General features: G+C 73.3%; 16 protein-coding genes and 2 pseudogenes. 11 read left to right on the top strand and 7 right to left on the bottom strand.

The genetic code is table 11. The annotated features are described in order from the left end of the window. Nucleotides 1-94: 94 nt before the first annotated feature. From V5O46_RS00325 to V5O46_RS00315, 3 genes are all read left to right on the top strand, one after another. Nucleotides 95-1,033: a PAC2 family protein gene (locus V5O46_RS00325; protein ID WP_332882293.1), complete on the top strand. Its 939-nt coding sequence runs from the start codon at nt 95-97 to the stop codon at nt 1,031-1,033. A 134-nt stretch (nt 1,034-1,167) separates the two neighbouring features. Then, nucleotides 1,168-1,773 carry a dephospho-CoA kinase gene (gene coaE / locus V5O46_RS00320; RefSeq protein ID WP_332882292.1) on the top strand — a complete coding sequence of 202 codons (606 nt, stop codon included), beginning with the start codon at nt 1,168-1,170 and terminating at the stop codon, nt 1,771-1,773. A gap of 91 nt (nt 1,774-1,864) precedes the next feature. Then, nucleotides 1,865-2,245, top strand: a complete 381-nt coding sequence (locus tag V5O46_RS00315) for a tetratricopeptide repeat protein (protein ID WP_332882291.1) — start codon at nt 1,865-1,867, stop codon at nt 2,243-2,245. A gap of 150 nt (nt 2,246-2,395) precedes the next feature. On the opposite strand, the pseudogene V5O46_RS00310 reads toward V5O46_RS00315, so the two are convergent. Next, nucleotides 2,396-2,656: pseudogene (locus V5O46_RS00310) on the bottom strand (DUF6343 family protein); the annotation flags it as partial. Nucleotides 2,657-2,846: 190 nt separating this feature from the next. Here V5O46_RS00310 and V5O46_RS00305 point away from each other — a divergent pair. Further along, nucleotides 2,847-3,317, top strand: coding sequence for a DoxX family protein (locus V5O46_RS00305; protein WP_332882290.1), 471 nt, complete (start codon nt 2,847-2,849; stop codon nt 3,315-3,317). 75 nt (nt 3,318-3,392) lie between these two features. Here V5O46_RS00305 and V5O46_RS00300 read toward each other — a convergent pair whose 3' ends face one another. After that, a complete protein-coding gene (locus tag V5O46_RS00300; RefSeq protein WP_332882289.1) occupies nt 3,393-4,139 on the bottom strand; it encodes an RNA-binding S4 domain-containing protein in 747 nt (248 codons plus the stop codon). Between the two features lie 44 nt (nt 4,140-4,183). Here V5O46_RS00300 and V5O46_RS00295 point away from each other — a divergent pair. The 5 genes and pseudogenes from V5O46_RS00295 to V5O46_RS00275 all read left to right on the top strand — a co-directional run. Next, a pseudogene (locus V5O46_RS00295) lies at nt 4,184-4,933 on the top strand (uracil-DNA glycosylase); the annotation flags it as partial. Nucleotides 4,934-5,124: 191 nt separating this feature from the next. Beyond that, nucleotides 5,125-6,099, top strand: a complete 975-nt coding sequence (pip, locus tag V5O46_RS00290; protein ID WP_332882288.1) for a prolyl aminopeptidase — start codon at nt 5,125-5,127, stop codon at nt 6,097-6,099. 35 nt (nt 6,100-6,134) lie between these two features. Next, a complete protein-coding gene (locus V5O46_RS00285) occupies nt 6,135-6,932 on the top strand; it encodes a nucleotidyltransferase domain-containing protein (protein ID WP_332882287.1) in 798 nt (265 codons plus the stop codon). 296 nt (nt 6,933-7,228) lie between these two features. Then, nucleotides 7,229-8,593, top strand: a complete 1,365-nt coding sequence (locus V5O46_RS00280) for an amidohydrolase (protein ID WP_332882286.1) — start codon at nt 7,229-7,231, stop codon at nt 8,591-8,593. A gap of 231 nt (nt 8,594-8,824) precedes the next feature. Further along, nucleotides 8,825-9,010 (top strand): hypothetical protein, encoded by a 186-nt coding sequence (locus V5O46_RS00275; protein WP_332882285.1) that lies wholly within the window; start codon nt 8,825-8,827, stop codon nt 9,008-9,010. An 8-nt stretch (nt 9,011-9,018) separates the two neighbouring features. Here the strand turns inward: V5O46_RS00275 and V5O46_RS00270 are convergent, their stop codons facing one another. The 3 genes from V5O46_RS00270 to V5O46_RS00260 form a co-directional block, all read right to left on the bottom strand. Beyond that, nucleotides 9,019-10,884, bottom strand: a complete 1,866-nt coding sequence (locus tag V5O46_RS00270; RefSeq protein WP_332882731.1) for an ABC transporter ATP-binding protein — start codon at nt 10,882-10,884, stop codon at nt 9,019-9,021. A gap of 430 nt (nt 10,885-11,314) precedes the next feature. After that, nucleotides 11,315-11,764, bottom strand: coding sequence for a hypothetical protein (locus V5O46_RS00265; protein WP_332882284.1), 450 nt, complete (start codon nt 11,762-11,764; stop codon nt 11,315-11,317). Further along, the gene (locus tag V5O46_RS00260; RefSeq protein WP_332882283.1) at nt 11,755-12,513 is read right to left on the bottom strand and encodes an ATP-binding protein; all 759 of its coding nucleotides are present in this window, start codon (nt 12,511-12,513) and stop codon (nt 11,755-11,757) included. The genes V5O46_RS00265 and V5O46_RS00260 overlap by 10 nt, the downstream gene beginning before the upstream one ends. Before the next feature lie 224 nt (nt 12,514-12,737). Between V5O46_RS00260 and V5O46_RS00255 the strand changes: the two genes are divergently transcribed. Continuing rightward, nucleotides 12,738-13,598: a helix-turn-helix domain-containing protein gene (locus V5O46_RS00255; protein WP_332882282.1), complete on the top strand. Its 861-nt coding sequence runs from the start codon at nt 12,738-12,740 to the stop codon at nt 13,596-13,598. Further along, nucleotides 13,599-13,874, top strand: coding sequence for a DUF397 domain-containing protein (locus V5O46_RS00250; protein WP_332882281.1), 276 nt, complete (start codon nt 13,599-13,601; stop codon nt 13,872-13,874). A gap of 191 nt (nt 13,875-14,065) precedes the next feature. Here the strand turns inward: V5O46_RS00250 and V5O46_RS00245 are convergent, their stop codons facing one another. Both V5O46_RS00245 and V5O46_RS00240 read right to left on the bottom strand, forming a co-directional pair. Continuing rightward, entirely contained in the window at nt 14,066-15,556 is a 1,491-nt protein-coding gene (locus V5O46_RS00245; protein WP_332882280.1) for a glutamate synthase subunit beta, read from the bottom strand. Nucleotides 15,557-15,752: 196 nt separating this feature from the next. Next, on the bottom strand, nt 15,753-16,235 hold the full coding sequence (locus tag V5O46_RS00240; protein WP_332882279.1) for an anthrone oxygenase family protein: 483 nt from the start codon (nt 16,233-16,235) through the stop codon (nt 15,753-15,755). Between the last annotated feature and the right edge of the window lie 138 nt (nt 16,236-16,373).

Raw genomic sequence — 16,373 nt, 5'->3', positions numbered from 1 at the left:
GCGCCCCGAAGGTGCGCTCACCTCCCCCCTCCTCCGGGAATGCCCGTGCCGCCACGGCCGTTGTTGTGTACGGACACGAGGAGGAGCGGTCACTGTGCCTGATCCGCAGGGTTTGTACGCATGGGAGCCGAAGGGCCTGGCCGTCGTCGACATGGCGCTGGCCCAGGAGTCGGCCGGGCTCGTCATGCTCTACCACTTCGACGGCTACATCGACGCCGGTGAGACCGGCGACCAGATCGTCGACCAGGTGCTGGGCTCGCTGCCCCACCAGGTCGTCGCCCGGTTCGACCACGACCGGCTCGTGGACTACCGGGCCCGGCGTCCGCTGCTGACGTTCAAGCGGGACCGCTGGACCGCGTACGAGGAGCCCACCCTCGAGGTGCGGCTGGTCCAGGACGCCACCGGGGCGCCCTTCCTGCTGCTGTCCGGTCCCGAGCCGGACGTCGAGTGGGAGCGCTTCGCCGCCGCCGTCAAGGAGATCGTCGAGCGGCTCGGTGTCCGCCTGTCCGTGAACTTCCACGGCATCCCGATGGGCGTCCCGCACACCCGCCCCGTCGGCATCACCCCGCACGGCAACCGCACCGACCTCGTTCCGGGACACCGCAGCCCCTTCGAGGAGGCCCAGGTGCCCGGCAGCGCCGAAGCGCTCGTCGAGTACCGGCTGCTGCAGGCCGGACACGACGTCCTCGGTGTCGCCGCGCACGTGCCGCACTACATCGCCCGCTCCGCCTACCCGGACGCGGCGCTGACCGTCCTGGAGGCGATCACGGCCGCGACCGGCCTGGTCCTGCCCGGCATCGCGCACTCGCTGCGCACCGACGCGTACCGCACCCAGCTGGAGATCGACCGGCAGATCCAGGAGGGAGACGAGGAACTCACCGCGCTCGTCCAGGGTCTTGAGCACCAGTACGACGCCGCCGCGGGCTCCGAGACCCGGGGCAACATGCTCGCCGAGCCGCTGGAGATCCCGTCGGCCGACGAGATCGGCCGCGAGTTCGAACGCTTCCTGGCGGAGCGGGAAGGCGACAGCTGATCCGATAGGCTGCCGGGCAGCCGCGCCTGACCGGTCTCCGCCGACGCGGAGGTGATCCGGTGGGCCTGACCGGCGATATCGGAGTCGGCAAGTTGTCCCCGCTCCAGCGGGGTTTGTGAGGTGGAGGCGCGGCCATGTTGTCCGTGGGGCTGACCGGCGGCATCGGTGCCGGCAAGAGCGAGGTGTCGCGGCTGCTCGCCGAGTGCGGCGCCGTACTGATCGACGCGGACCGCATCGCACGCGAGGTCGTCTCGACCGGGACGCCGGGGCTGGCCGCGGTGGTGGAGGCGTTCGGCGAAGACGTGCTCGCCGAGGACGGCAGCCTGGACCGGCCCAGGCTCGGCTCGATCGTGTTCGCCGACCCGGAGAAGCTGGGCGTGCTGAACTCGATCGTCCATCCCCTCGTCGGCGCCCGCTCCCGCGAGCTGGAGGAGGCCGCCGCCGAGGACGCCGTCGTCGTGCACGACGTCCCGCTGCTCACCGAGAACGGCCTGGCCCCCCTCTACGACGTCGTCGTGGTCGTCGACGCCGACCCGGCCACCCAGCTCGACCGGCTCGTCCGGCTCCGCGGGATGACGGAGGAGGACGCCAACGCCCGCATGGCCGCCCAGGCGACCCGCGAACAGCGCCGGGAGATCGCGGACATCGTCATCGACAACGACGTACCGCTGCCCCAGCTGCAGCGCCGGGTGAAGGACGTGTGGGCCGAACTGGTCCGCAGGGCGCACCAGCCCCGCTGAACGTCCCGGCCGTCCCGGCCGTCCCGGTCACTCCAGGAATAGCGCTCCTCGCGCGGGCGTTGAACCCGTCCAGTGAGGGAAGGACTCAGCCGTGCCCGAAACCAGCGGATTCCACGGACGTACGCCGGAGACGGACGTCATCGACTACCGCGCAGCCGAGCAGTTGCTCGCGGCGCGGGACCCGCGGGGCGCGGTGAAGTTGCTGGACAGTGTCATCGCCGCCCACCCCGAGAACACCGCCGCGCGCCTGCTGCGCGCCCGTGCCTTCTTCGCGGCGGCGCAACTGCGGCCCGCCGAGCTGGAGTTCACCGTCGTACTGGAGCGCGAGCCGGACAACGCGTTCGCGCACTTCGCGCTGGCCCGCACCTATGAGCGCCAGGGCCGCGCCGACCAGGCCGTCCGCCACTTCCGGCTGGCCGCCGCCCTCGACCCCAACCCGCAGTACCTGCGCCGGGCGCGCTTCGACGTCTGACGGGGCGCCGGACCGCTGGCTCCCACACTCTCAGGGAGCGGAGCGGTCCCCGGGCGGCGCGTCGGGACCGCGGCCGTGCGGGGAGTCCGGAGGGGAGCGGTACGGGGCCCTGGGGGGAGGGCGGTACGGAGAGTCAGGAGGGGGCCGATACGGGCCGTCCTGCACTGGGCGGTACGGCGGGATGTCACGTCCCGGCTGGTAGTGGGGCCCCTGACGCAGATGCCGCACCACGACGACCAGGTCGGTCGTGACGATCAGCCACAGCACCCCGCAGGCGATGGCCCAGCCGGGCCGCCCGACGATCGCGAACGCGGCCATCCCGAAGGCCGCCCACACCAGCCCCCACACGCTCAGCCAGAGGCGCGCCCGCAGCGCACTGCGCGCGGTCGCCGGTTCACTGCCCGTACGCATCCCGATCACCGCTCCTGAGGGAAACGTACCTCTTCACGCACGTCCCTGCCGCCCCAGGCGGACGCGCCGAGGAGCGGCGGGCACCGGTGGCGCATTTCTCCTGCGGCAGCGATGAGTTCGGGACGGCGAGGCGGTCCACACCACGACCGATCCACGCACCGCCCACGCCCCGCTTCCCCAGGAGACCTCCATGCCCGAGCACACCGTCCCCTCCGCCCCCACGGCTACCGCCGCCGGCACCGCCGCCACCGTCGTCGCCGAGTCGGCTGCAGGGCCGGGCCGGCCGGCCCGTATCGCCCTGCGCGGGCTGCAGGTACTGCTCGCGCTGTTCTTCGGGATCGCCAGCGCCCTGCCCAAGCTGATCGCCCACTCGTCGGCGACCGAGATCTTCGACGCCATGGGCTGGGGCAGCGCGGGGATGTACGCCGTCGGGCTGCTGGAACTCGCCGGGGCGGTCGCCCTGTTGATCCCGGTGCTGCAGTCGGTGGCGGCGATCGGCCTGAGCGCGATGATGGTGGGCGCCTTCGTCGTCCAGCTCGCCGTCTTCGACGGGCAGAACGCCGCGACGCCGCTGATCCTGCTGGTGCCGCTCGTCCTCGTCGCCCGGGCACGGCGCCGGCACAGCACGGAGCTGCTGCGGCTCGTCCGCCGACGTGGCTGACCCGGAACCACCACCCGGTACCGCCGTCCCGTACTGCCACCCGGTACCCGGTACCCGGTACCCCAGGCCGTGCGGTCAGCGGCCCGGCCGGGGCCGACCGCCGCGTCCGCCACCCGAGCCGCCCGGTCCACTCTGCCCGCCCGGTCCACCCTGCCCGCCCGGTCCACTCTGCCCGCCCGGTCCACTCTGCCCGCCCGGTCCACCGGGCGTGCCGAGGCCGCCCAGCCCGCGCAGCCGCTCCAGCTCGCGGCGGTCGCGCTTGGTCGGGCGGCCGGTGCCACGGTCACGGATGCCGGCGGGGGCGACGGCGTCGCGGGGCGGGGGCGGCGGGGAGTTGTCGACATAGCACTGGGCGGCCACCGGAGCACCGACCCGCTTGCGGATCAGCCGCTTGACGACGACGATCCGCTCCCGGCCCTCGTGCCGCAGGCGCACCTCGTCGCCGACGCGCAGGGAGTGTGCGGGCTTCACCCGCTCGCCGTTGACCCGGACGTGACCGCCCCGGCAGGCGGTAGCACCCAGGGACCGGGTCTTGACCAGGCGGACCGCCCAGATCCAGCTGTCGACGCGGACGGTCTCGCCGCTCTTCGGCCCGGCCGCCTCGGCGGCGGCGATCGCGGCGGCCACCTTCGGATCGACGGCCTGCCCGGCGGCCCTCCCGGCCCGCTGCCCAGGGGCCTGCTCGGGGGCCTGTGCGGCGGTCTGCCCGGAGGTCTGCGCAGCAGTGCGGCCGGCCGGGCGTCCGGGCTCCCCGGCGGTGGACCGAACGCCGCCCACCACGCCCGCCTCGCCGTTCCTGTCCTCGTCACGCTCGGAAGCCATGCCCACGACCTTAGCTCCCCGCACATCCGCTCTACGGTGGAGTCATGGAAAGCTCCGACCCGGCTGACCCGGCTGACCCGGCTGACCCGGCCGGCCGGGCCTCTCCGGCCGGCCTTGCCGGCCTCGACCGTCGGATCGCCGACTGCCGGGCCTGCCCCCGGCTGGTCGACTGGCGGGAGGAAGTGGCCCGCACGAAGCGGGCCGCTTTCAGCGAATGGACGTACTGGGGCCGGCCCGTGCCCGGCTTCGGGCCGCCGGACGCCCGGTTGCTGATCGTCGGGCTCGCCCCGGCGGCCCACGGCGGGAACCGCACGGGCCGGATGTTCACCGGCGACCGCTCCGGAGACGTCCTGTACCGGGCGCTGTACGACGTGGGCCTCGCCTCGCAGCCCACCGCCGTCTCCGCCGACGACGGCCTGGAACTGCACGGTGTGCGCATCACCGCCCCGGTGCACTGTGCCCCGCCCGCCAACAGACCGACCCCGGGCGAGCGGGACACCTGTCGGTCCTGGCTGGTGCAGGAGCTGCGCCTGCTGCGGCCGACCCTGCGGGCCGTGGTCGTGCTCGGGGCCTTCGGCTGGCAGGCGTCGCTGCCCGCGTTCGCCGAGGCGGGCTGGACCGTGCCCGGACCGCGGCCCGCCTTCGCCCACGGCGAGCGCGTCGCCCTGGACGGGCTGGAGCTCTTCGGGTGCTTCCACGTCAGCCAGCGCAACACGTTCACCGGCCGGCTCACCCCCGAGATGCTCCGCGAGGTGCTGGGCGAGGCGGCGCGGACGGCGGGACTGCTGACCAGATCCGATGCACCCGGACCCGCCACGTCCGCCTCTCCCGTCACCTCCGTCACCTCCGTCACGCCCGTCGCACCCGCGGATTCCGCGGACCCCCAGGAACCGGACCCCCAGGAACCGGAACCCGAGAAACCGGAACCCCAGGACCCCAGGAAATGAAGATGACCGGGCCATGCACCCGGCGCTAGGGTGCGCGGATGGGCCTGTACCCGGAGATCGAGCCGTACGACGCGGGCAAGCTCGACGTCGGCGACGGCAACCGGATCCACTGGGAGACCTGCGGCAACCCGCGCGGCAGACCGGCGGTGGTGCTGCACGGCGGGCCCGGCTCCGGCGCGAGCCCGGCCTTCCGCCGCTACTTCGACCCGGCCGCCTACCGGATCGTGCTGCTCGACCAGCGCGGCTGCGGGCGCTCCACCCCGCACGCGAGCGCGTACGACACCGACATGAGCGTCAACACCACGGCGCACCTGCTGGCCGACCTGGAGCTGCTGCGCCGACACCTGGGGATCGACCGCTGGCTGGTGTGGGGCGTGTCCTGGGGATCGGTGCTCGGGCTGCGCTACGCGCAGACGCACCCCGACGCCGTGACGGAGCTGGTGCTCACCGCGGTGGCGACCGGCTCGAACCCCGAGGTCACCCTGATGACCAGGGGACTGGGCCGGCTCTTCCCGGCGGCGTTCGCACGGTTCCTCGCCGAGCTCCCGGAGGACGCGCGTGCGGGCAGTGGCAATCTCGCCGCCGCCTACAGCCGTCTGCTGGAGTCGCCCGACCCGGCGGCGCGGGAGCGGGCGGCACGTGCCTGGACCGACTGGGAGACGGCCGTCGCGTCGGCTCCGCCCCGCTCGGTGCCCCGCTACGAGGACCCCGTCTTCCGTATGGGCTTCGCCCGCACGGTGACCCACTACTGGGGCCACGGCCACTTCCTGGGCGAGGGCAACGACGAGGGCGTGCTGCTGCGCGACGCCCACCTGCTCGCGGACATCCCCGGCACCCTGGTCCAGGGCAGCCTCGACCCCGGCAACCTCCTCGGCACGGTCTGGCGGCTGCACCATGCCTGGCCGGCGAGCGAGCTGCGGCTCGTGGACGACGCCGGCCACGACGCCGCGGCGCCGGGCGTGACCGATCTGCTCGTCGCCGCGACGGACAGGTACGCCAAGGGTGCCGCGTAGGCACACCGAGCCCACGACCCGTCAGGAGCCGTCCCATGCCCGCCGGCACCGACCAGGCCTTCCTCGACGCCACCACCGACCGCCTCGCCGCTCTGCCCGCCGTCCGCGCGGTCACCCTCGGCGGCTCCCGAGCCCAGGGCACCCACAGGCCCGACAGCGACTGGGACATGGCGGTCTACTACCGGGGCGCCTTCGACCCGGCCGCGCTCCGCGACGTCGGCTGGGAGGGCGAGGTCTTCGAGCTCGGCGGCTGGGGCGGCGGCGTCTTCAACGGGGGCGCCTGGCTGACGATCGACGGACGCCGGGTCGACGTGCATTACCGGGATCTGGACGTCGTCGAGCGCGAGCTGGCGGAGGCGGCGCAGGGCCGCTTCCGCGTGGAGCCGCTGATGTTCCACCTCGCGGGCATCCCCACGTACCTGCTCGTCGCCGAGCTGGCGATCAACGAGGTGCTCCGCGGCGTGCTGCCCCGCCCCTGCTACCCGGGGGCGCTGCGCCGCACCGCCCCCGGACGCTGGTACGGCATGGCCACCGCCACCCTCGGTTACGCCCGGGCCGGGCACGCCCCCAGGGGCGCGCTCACGCAGGTGGCGGGTGCCGTCGCCCTCGCCACCACGCAGACGGCACACGCGGTGCTGGCGGCGCGCGGGGAGTGGGTCACCAACGAGAAGGGGCTGGTCGGACGGGCCGGGCTCGGGGACGTCGATGGGCTGCTGGCGGGCCTGGATCCGGATCCCGGCGCCCTCGCCCGGGCTGTCGTGCAAGCCGAGTCACTGCTCGGCGGGGCGATGGAGGGCGCCCGAGCCGCCCGCCCCGACCGTGCTGACCGCTGATCACCCCTCACCGGACCGTCCGGCAACTCGCGCTGGAAGCAGGGGCCGTCGGCTCGGTGCCGTGCAGACTGCCCGTGCAGACTGCCCGAGCAGGCTGCCCGAGCAGGCTGCCCGAGCAGGCGCGCGGCGAGCACCGGTGGTCCCCGGCGGCCGACGACCATCCCAGGACGCGATGCCGTACCCCCCTACGGCCCGGCCGCCCTGGAAGCCCGGCCCCACCGAGACCGCCGCGGTGGCGGACGCCTGCCCCGTTCGGACCCCGGCGGACAGGAGACCGGCGCGGCTACGTTGGCGTCATGACGCAACCCGCCGATCCCGATGCCGCCGATCTCCTCATCACCGGATGCACCGTCCTGCTCCATGACGAGCAGGAGCGGATCGTCTTCCGCGAGGACGCCGCCGTGCTCGTCCGCGACGGTGTCATCGAGGCCGTGACCAGCGCGGAGGGCGCCGAGGGGCGGCCCGTCGCCGAACGCATCGACGCCCGCGGCCAGGTGGCCGTGCCCGGACTGGTCAACTGCCATACGCACGCCCCGATGGTCGCGCTGCGCGGGCTCGCCGAGGACCTGCCGACCGAGGAGTGGTTCAACGACGTCGTCTGGCCCGTGGAGTCCAACCTCACGGAACGGGACGTGACGCTGGGGGCACGACTCGCCTGCGCCGAGATGATCCGGGCCGGCGTGACCTGCTTCGCCGACCACTACTTCCACATGGACGCGGTCGCCGCCGTCGTCGCCGAGTGCGGGATGCGGGCGCTGCTCGGCGAGACGTACTTCTCCTCCCAGGGCTCCCGAGGGAGGGAGCGGTCCCTGGAGTTCGCGCTGCGGCACAGGGGTGCCGCCGGCGGCCGGATCACCACCGCGCTCGCCCCGCACGCGCCCTACACCGTGACCGACGCCGATCTCGCCGCCACCGCCGGTCTCGCCCGCGAGCACGGTCTGCCGGTGCATGTGCACGCCGCCGAGAACCGCGACCAGACCGACGCGAGCCTCGACCGGCACGGCGCCACTCCCGTCGAGATCCTGGAACGCACCGGGATCCTCGGCGCCGACGTGCTCATCGCGCACGGCACCGGCATCGTCGAGCGCGACCTGCCGGTCCTGGCGCGGGCGAACGGGAGTACGGCGGTGGCCTCCGCGCCCCGCGGCTACCTCAAGTTCGCCTGGCCCACCACCACGCCCGTCCGCGCCCTGCGCGACATCGGTGTCCCCGTCGGGCTCGCCACGGACGGGGCCGCATCCAACAACTCCCTCGACGTGTGGGAGGCGATGGCCCTCACCGCCCTCGTCCAGAAGTCGGCCGAGGGCGACCCCCGCTGGCTGACCTCCCGTCAGGCACTGCACCACGCCACGCTGCAGAGCGCCCGCGCCGTCGGGCTGGGGGACGCCGTCGGCAGCATCGCCCCGGGACGCCGGGCCGACATCGTGCTGGTGGACCTCACCGGCCCGCACACCCAGCCGGTCCACGACCTCGCCGCGACCCTCGTGCACAGCGCCCGATCCTCCGACGTCCGCACCACCATCGTCGACGGCCGGGTGCTCATGCGGGACCGGCAACTGCTCACCCTGGACGTCCCCGCGGTCGTAAGGGAGTTGGGGGAGCGGTTGCCCGCCCTCACCGACCGCAGCCACGGACGGCGCATCCAGGCGTACGACACCTGACAACCCGGAATCAGAGGAGTGAGCGAACGGCCGCGAACGGCCGCGAACGGCCGCGAACGGCCGCAGGGGGGCCGGAGGGCGAAACGCGGCCGAAAGGCCGAACGGCCGAGGTGCTCCTCACCGAATACGGTGAACGAGTGTCAACTACGTCTCAGTCCGGTCACTTGGCGAGGCGTTCACCTCATGGTTGGCGTTTGACTCTACGAGTACAGCGCTACAGGGAGGTGCAAGGTGAACGGGCGAACGGTGCTCGAACGCTTTCCCGCCGGCGGGCCGCGCGGCTCCTGGCCGGCGGAGGAGTTCGCTCACGCGCGGCGCGCCGAGGGCTTGCCCGCCGAGGTGGTCATGGACCTTGCGACGGACACCTTCCTGGTGATCGTGCGCAGCGGCGACGCGTCCGGTGACGCCGCGGCCTGAGCCGTGGTTCAGCCCGCCTTCGGGGCGGGCACCGGCGCCCTGGAGAACTGCTCCGCCTGGAGCGAGTACAGCTCAGCGTAGACCCCGCCGGAGGCGAGCAGCTCGTCCGGTGTCCCGGACTCCACCAGCCGGCCCTGGTCCAGTACGTGTACCAGGTCCGCATGGCGCACCGACGCCAGCCGGTGAGTGATCAGCACCACCGTCTGCCCGTTGCTCGCCAGCGCCCGGATCTTGTCGAAGATCTCCAGCTCCGCCCGTGCGTCCAGGGCCGCAGTCGGCTCGTCCACCACCAGGATGCTGCCCCGCCGGTAGGCGGCGCGGGCGATCCCCAGCCGCTGCCACTGCCCGCCGGAGAGCTGATGGCCGCCGCTGAAGTCGCGGGCCAGCAGCGTGTCCAGGCCGCGGGGCAGGTCCGCGACCACCTCCCCGGCGCCGGCCTCGGCGATCGCGTCGGCGACATGCGCGTCGTTCAGCGGGGCGGAGCTGCGGCCGACGGCGATGTTCACCCGGGCGGTGAAGGGCCAGCGCTTGAAGTCCTGGGCCACCATCGCGATACGCTCGGCCAGCGCCCGCCGGTCCGCCGTGGCGGCGTCCACCCTGTCCCACATGATCCGGCCCCGGTCCGGGGTGTACAGCCCGGCCAGCAGCTTGACCAGGGTCGTCTTGCCCGAGCCGTTCTCGCCCACGAGGGCCACGATCCGCCCCAGCGGGAGGGTGAGCGAGACGTCGTCGAGGGCGGGCCGGGCGGCCTCGCCCGGATAGCGGAACGTGACGTTCTCGAACCGGATCTCCCGCGGCGCCTCGGGCAGCGCCGCACCGCCCACCGGGATCGCCCGTTCGGCCGCCTCCGCAGACAGCCGTTCCAGATCGCCGACGAACAGCGCCTCTTCGTGCAGCGCGTTCACCTCCACCACCAGCGACTCCAGGCTCTGCGAGCCGGTTCGCACGGCGATCACGGCGGTGCCGGCCACCGACAGCGCCATCGCCCCGCCCAGCAGCAGCCCGCCGAGCGTCGCATACGTCGCCGCGGTCGCCAGCCCTGTCCAGGCCGCCGCGATCAGGCCGGTACGGGCCGCCAGCCGGGCCAGCCGGGCCTGCTCGGCCTCGGCCGTCTCCGACATCACCCGGAAGTGGCGCAGCAGGAACCCGCCCATCCCGTGCACCCGGATCTCCGGGGCGGCCTCCGGCTCGATGAGCAGCCGGCTGAGCAGCTGCCCGGCGCGGGAGTGCTGCACCCAGGTGTGGAACGACTCGTACCGGCGCCGGGCCAGGGTCAGCGCGCTCCAGGCGCTCGGCAGCGTCATGGTCACCAGCAGCGGCAGCAGCACCGGGTGCAGCACCGTCAGCACCCCGGCCGCCGCGACGAGCGAGATCACCGCATTCACCACGCGAGTACCGAACATGATCATCCGGCGGGCTGAGGCGGCGCCGTACTGGGCGGTGTCCAGCAGCTTGTGGAAGGCGTGGTCCTCGATCGCGGCCAGCTCCACCGCTGCCGCCCGCTCCAGATAGCGCTCCGTGGCCACCCGCTCCACCTTGGGCTCCAGCCGTCCCGTGGCATACGTCGTGGCCGCCCGCAGCAGCGCCCCGACCAGCATCAGCACACCCAGCGTCACCAGCGCGGGCAGTGCGTCGCGCAGCCGCTGTTCGATCTGGCCGCCGGCCATCAGTCGCCCCAGCACGCTGTTGACCGCGAGCAGACTCACCGCCTGCGCCACACCCCGGCCCACCTCGGAGGCCAGTACGGTGCGTGCCGCCCGCCGGTCCGCCTGCCGGGCGAGGCGGAAGCTGGCGGCCAGCAGGGACGGCAGCCGGCGCAGCATGGCCCGGAAGCCCAGCTCCAGGAAGGCGTCGGCGTGCTGGTTCCAGCCCATGTCGTAGCGCAGCGGCCCACCGAACAGCAGCCGCTCGGACTCCGACACCCCGGCCGGTTCCGCGACGCGCTTCCTCCGCACCGTCGACCTCCTGCGATCCCGGCCGTGGACCTGGGCCCGCGGCGCACGAACGGCCACTATCGCCGGGGCGGATCCCTCGGGGCAGGGCGTGCAGAGGGGAGGCGGAAGCGCACGGGCGCACATCCGGCCGCTGAGCGCCGGAAGGGGGGTGAGAGGGGCGAAAGGCCGCGTGGGGGTGCAGGGGTGCGCGAGGGGCTCGGACCTGCGTGGGCGGCTGTGCGTCGGTGGGCTGCATGCCGGTGGGCATCGTGTCGACGGGCTGTGCGTCCACGGCTGTGCGTTGACGGGCTGTGCTCGGGTCGGCTGTGCGTGGGGTCGGCTGCGCGTGGGAGTGCGGCGGGTGGGAGGGTTACGCGCTGACCGGACGCGACCAGGTCGGGGGCGTACCCGTGACCCGGCACAGGGCCAGGTAGAGCGGGATCGGCGGAGTGTACGGAACCGTGTCGTCCGGGCAGTGGATGAGACCCGGGACGTCCGGGGACCCCGGGGGGCCGGGGAGGACCGCACCGGTGGCGTAGCGCGCGGGCGCAGGCCACTCCAGGGCGTAGTCCGAGTCGGAGGGGACGATCCACCACCACTGCGCCTCGTCGGCGTAGACACAGCCGACGCGGGGCAGCCGGGGCAGCACCAGCGGGCCGAGCCGGGCGGGTACCGCGACCGCGTCGCAGCCCAGTGGTGCGGACATGCCCTCCGGGACGGGCAGTCGGCGCAGGGTGCCCGGGGTGCGCCGACCGCGCTGGAGACGGACCAGGGTGTCCAGGCCGAGTGCCGTGGCGCCGGACGGGGTCCTCACAGCCATACGCCCCCCGTCCTGCGGTGCGTCCGTGTCTGCGCCCGATGATGGCCGGGGCCGAGTCCGTGGCCGAGTCCGTGGCCGTGACCTGGGCCGTGGCCGTGCGCCCGGGTGCTGCCGGGCCCATGCGCCTGAGCGGGGGGCGCCGGCGGACGGGCCTGCGTCGGTGTCCCGGGCTCGTCGTCCGGGCCGCCCTCGGACGGGACCGGCTTGGGGCGGGCGCCCCAGCCCAGGTCGTTACGAGGCTCGGACGGGTCGCGCGGGGTGTCGGCCTTGCGCGGCAGATCGGCCCAGACCAGCAGCCCCGGGCCGTGCTCATGGGCACCCCAGGCATGGCACATGGACTCGACCAGCAGCAGTCCGCGGCCGTTCTCGTCCTCGGGGCGGCTGTCTGTGGACGCCTCTGGCTGACCGGGAGCGCACCCCTCGTCACGGACGGCTATACGCACCAGCTCGTCACCGTCGTGCAGCTCGCACACTATGTGCCGGCTCGCGGTGTGCACGATCGCGTTGGTGACCAGCTCGGAGACGACCAGGGCGGCGGTGTCGCAGGTGTCCTCGCACACGGCCCAGCCGGTCAGCCGGGCCCGCGTCAGACGTCTGGCCTGTGCGGGGGAACCCGGGTGCGCGGCCAGCTCGAAGCGGAACCGGCGCTCGGCAGCCGTCCCTGAGGGACCGGCTCCCGAGGCGACACCGAGGCCGTGGGGTGCCGCGGCGTCTGTTCCTAAGGGCGGGGACGGAATCACGCTTGCCACTATCTCCCCGCCGTGAACACTTGGCAAGTGTCACTCTGAAAATTGCAGAGTGCAGTGTGATGGCCCGAGAGGGCATGGCACACTGCTCGCAACAGCACGTCGAGCGGCGCCACTTCGGATCACCGGAGATCTGCCCAGATCTTCGAAAAGATCTTCGAATGGCGCCGCCGGGCTGTCCGGGTGCGCCGTACGGGACTCAGGGAACCTGCGAGGAGGGAGGAGCGGTGAGCGAACCGCGGTCCGCGCCGACGGTCGGCCAGGTCGTGCTCGGCCGACGCCTGCTCGACCTGCGGGAACGCGCCGGACTCAAGCGCGAGGAGGCGGCCCGGGTCCTTCGCGTCGCCCCGGCCACGATCCGGCGCATGGAGATGGCCGAGGTCGCGCTGAAGATCCCGTATCTGCAGTTGCTGCTGAAGGCGTACGGCGTCGGCGACGAGGAGGCCGACGCCTTCGTGCAGCTGGCGGAGGAGGCCAACAGGCCCGGGTGGTGGCAGCGGTTCCACGACATCCTGCCCGGCTGGTTCTCCATGTACGTCAGCCTGGAGGGCGCGGCCGCCCTCATCCGCTCCTACGAACCCCACTTCGTGCCCGGACTGCTGCAGACCGAGGACTATGCGCGCGGGGTGCTGAGGTCGGGGGCCGTCGGCCAGACCCACCCCGACGACATCGAGCGCCACGTCGCCCTGCGCATGCAGCGGCAGGAACTGCTCACCCGTGAGGACGCCCCCCGGCTGTGGGTCGTCATGGACGAGACCGTGCTGCGCCGCCCGGTCGGTGGTCCGGAGGTGATGCGCGCACAGATCGACCGGTTGCTCGACGCCGCGAAGCTGCCCCATGTGACGCTTCAGGTAGCCCCGTTCGCCCATGGGCCGCACCCCGGCACGTACGGGCCCTTCGTGCTGTTCCGATTCGCCATGCCGGAACTGCCGGACATGGTCTACAGCGAGTACCTGACCGGCGCCGTCTACCTGGACGCGCGCCCCGAGGTGGCGACCCACCTCGAGGTCATGGACCGCATGGCGGCGCAGGCCGCTACGGCACAACGCACGAAGGAGATCCTCCGAGATCTCCGCAAGGAGCTGTGAATGGATGGCATGACCTCCCAGCCCCAGCCGCACATCCGCGGGAAGCGCATCTACAACGGCATGCCCGCGAGGGAACTGGGCAGCGAGGGCTGGCACAAGCCGTGGAGCGGCGGCAACGGGGGCAACTGTCTGGAGGCGATGAAGCTCGCCGACGGCCGGATCGCCGTCCGGCAGTCCACCGACCCCGATGGACCCGCGCTGATCTACACCACCGACGAGATGACCGCCTTCATAGAGGGCGCGAAGGCGGGGGAGGCGGATTTCCTGCTGTCCTGACGCCCCTACCGCGGGCTTGTTGCTAATTCGCTGATACCCCCACTGATACACCACGTGACCGAAGCCCCACCTTCGGTCACGTCACGTGTCCGCTGTTCCGATATCCCGTGTCCGACGGTCATCCGGTGTCCGACGGTCATCCGGTGTCCGACGTCCCGATCCGACCCGGCCCCGAGGCGCGTCCGAGACGCTCAGGCCGTCATCGGGCGGTCGTACGGTCCGATCGGTGCCGGCAGACGCGTCGTGCCGCCCGTCAGACGGCGGTCGACGGCCGCCGCCACCGCCCGCCCCTCCGCGATCGCCCAGACGATGAGCGACTGTCCGCGCGCGGCATCGCCCGCGGCGAACACGCCGGGGACGTTGGTTGCGAAGGCCGCGTCCCGCGCGATCGTCCCGCGCGGCTCCAGCTCCAGCCCCAGCTGGTCGACGATTCCGTCGGTGCGGTCCGGCCCGGAGAAACCGAGGGCGAGCAGCACCAGATCGGCGGGGAGGGCCCGCTCGCTGCCCGGCAGCGGGCGGCGCCCCGCGTCCACCCCCACCAGATGCAGCCGGCGCACATGCCCGTCCGCGTCGCCGGTGAGCCGGAGCGTGGAGGCCGCGAACAGGCGTGCGTCCGCGTCTGCCGCCGGCGCGGACCGCAGCTCCCGCGCCTCCTCGTGCGCCGCCGACAGCCGGTACAGCTTGGGGTACGTCGGCCAGGGCTCCCTCTCGTCGTCGCGCTCGGTGCCCGGCTGCGCATAGATGTCCAGCTGGGTCACGGACGCGGCGCCCTCCCGTACCGCGGTACCCAGACAGTCGGCGCCCGTGTCCCCGCCGCCGACGATCACGACGTGCAGGGCGGCCGCCGACAGCGGGGAGGCCGCGAGGTCGCCCTCGCACACCCGGTTGGCCAGCGGCAGATACTCCATCGCCTGATGAACCCCGGTCAGCTCCCGTCCCGGCACCGGGAGTTCCCGCCATGCCGTGGCGCCGGTGGCGATCACCACGGCGTCGTAGCGGGTGCGCAGCTCGGCGGCGCCGATGTCCCGCCCGACCGTGGTCGAGGTACGGAACCTCGTCCCCTCGGCCCGCATCTGCTCGATGCGCCGCTCCAGATGCCGCTTCTCCATCTTGAACTCGGGGATGCCGTACCGCATCAGCCCGCCGATCCGGTCGTCCCTCTCGTACACCGCGACCGTGTGCCCCGCCCGGGTCAGCTGCTGGGCCGCGGCGAGCCCGGTCGGGCCCGAGCCGATCACGGCCACCGTTCTCCCGGACAGCCGGTCCGGTGGCCGCGGCGGGATGAAGCCCTCTTCCCAGGCCCGGTCGGCGATGGCACACTCCACGTTCTTGATGGTCACCGCCGGCTGGTTGATCGCCAGGACACACCCGGCCTCGCACGGCGCCGGGCACAACCGGCCGGTGAACTCCGGGAAGTTGTTCGTGGCGTGCAGCCGGTCGCTCGCCGCCCGCCAGTCCTCCCGGGAGACCAGGTCGTTCCACTCCGGGATCAGGTTGCCGAGCGGACAGGCCTCGTGGCAGAAGGGGATCCCGCAGTCCATGCAGCGGTCGGCCTGCCTGCTGACGATCGGCAGCAGCGCTCCCGGGACGTACACCTCGTCCCAGTCCCGCACCCGCTCCCCGACCGGTCTGCGCGGCCACTCCTCGCGGGGCGTCGTCAGGAAACCCTTGGGATCGGCCATGGCCGTCTTCCTTGCATGCGCGCCGACGGGCCGTGCGCCGTCGGACGCCACTCCTCCGGCCACGATACGTCCGGTCGGCCCCGGATGCAGTCTCCCGCCTGCGGCGGGCTGCCGGCCCGCTCGGGCGGTTGCCGGTTTCCCTGGTCGCTGCCGGTCTCCAGGTCGCTGTCGGTCTCCCCGGTGGCTGCCGGTCTTCTCAGATGAGGGCGAGCACGTAGGCCAGGGCAGCGGCGGCCGACGCGACCGTGCGCACATGGTTCCACGCCGTCCACTCGCGCAGGTACGCCGGCCAGTACGCCTCCGCCTCGGCACCGCCCGGCTCCAGCCGCTCCAGCGCGTTGTTGCGGGGAACGTTCGCGACCACGGTCAGCCCGAACGAACCGAACAGATACAGCGCGCTGCCCAGCAGCAGCTCCACCGCGGCCTCCTCGTCCGGCCACACGACCAGAGTCGCCGCGGCGATCGCCGCGCACAGGGCCGCCGATCCCAGGAACAGGGCCATGAAGGCCGGCCGCACGGCGGCCACATTGATCGCCTGCATCGCCGCCACGCCCTGCGCGGGCGGCAGCGCGCCCAGCCCGCGCACGACGAACGTCGAGAAGCCGGCGAAGACCCCGGCCACCAACCCCGTGCCGAGCACCCCGGCCACCGTCAGCACGGCAAACGGTCCGTCGATCATCTCGTCTCAGCTCCCGCCGTCATCGGTTCGGGCTCCGCCCGGAACCGCCCGTCGTCCCTTCACCGCGTCCCCTCGCCTCGTCACCTCACAGCCAAGCCCGGCTGCCGCCGCGGCACCATCGCCGAGCGGCGCGTCCGC

Source organism: Streptomyces poriticola (assembly GCF_036689765.1).
Lineage (GTDB): Bacteria > Actinomycetota > Actinomycetes > Streptomycetales > Streptomycetaceae > Streptomyces > Streptomyces poriticola.
This window is presented reverse-complemented; position numbering and strand designations above follow the sequence as displayed.

Coding starts and splice junctions, on each gene's coding strand:
- coaE (WP_332882292.1), top strand. CDS start 1,168: ATGTTGTCCGTGGGGCTGACCGGCGGCATCGGTGCCGGCAAGAGCGAG.
- V5O46_RS00305 (WP_332882290.1), top strand. CDS start 2,847: ATGCCCGAGCACACCGTCCCCTCCGCCCCCACGGCTACCGCCGCCGGC.
- V5O46_RS00300 (WP_332882289.1), bottom strand. CDS start 4,139: ATGGCTTCCGAGCGTGACGAGGACAGGAACGGCGAGGCGGGCGTGGTG.
- pip (WP_332882288.1), top strand. CDS start 5,125: ATGGGCCTGTACCCGGAGATCGAGCCGTACGACGCGGGCAAGCTCGAC.
- V5O46_RS00285 (WP_332882287.1), top strand. CDS start 6,135: ATGCCCGCCGGCACCGACCAGGCCTTCCTCGACGCCACCACCGACCGC.
- V5O46_RS00280 (WP_332882286.1), top strand. CDS start 7,229: ATGACGCAACCCGCCGATCCCGATGCCGCCGATCTCCTCATCACCGGA.
- V5O46_RS00270 (WP_332882731.1), bottom strand. CDS start 10,884: ATGGGCTGGAACCAGCACGCCGACGCCTTCCTGGAGCTGGGCTTCCGG.
- V5O46_RS00265 (WP_332882284.1), bottom strand. CDS start 11,764: ATGGCTGTGAGGACCCCGTCCGGCGCCACGGCACTCGGCCTGGACACC.
- V5O46_RS00250 (WP_332882281.1), top strand. CDS start 13,599: ATGGATGGCATGACCTCCCAGCCCCAGCCGCACATCCGCGGGAAGCGC.
- V5O46_RS00245 (WP_332882280.1), bottom strand. CDS start 15,556: ATGGCCGATCCCAAGGGTTTCCTGACGACGCCCCGCGAGGAGTGGCCG.
- V5O46_RS00240 (WP_332882279.1), bottom strand. CDS start 16,235: ATGATCGACGGACCGTTTGCCGTGCTGACGGTGGCCGGGGTGCTCGGC.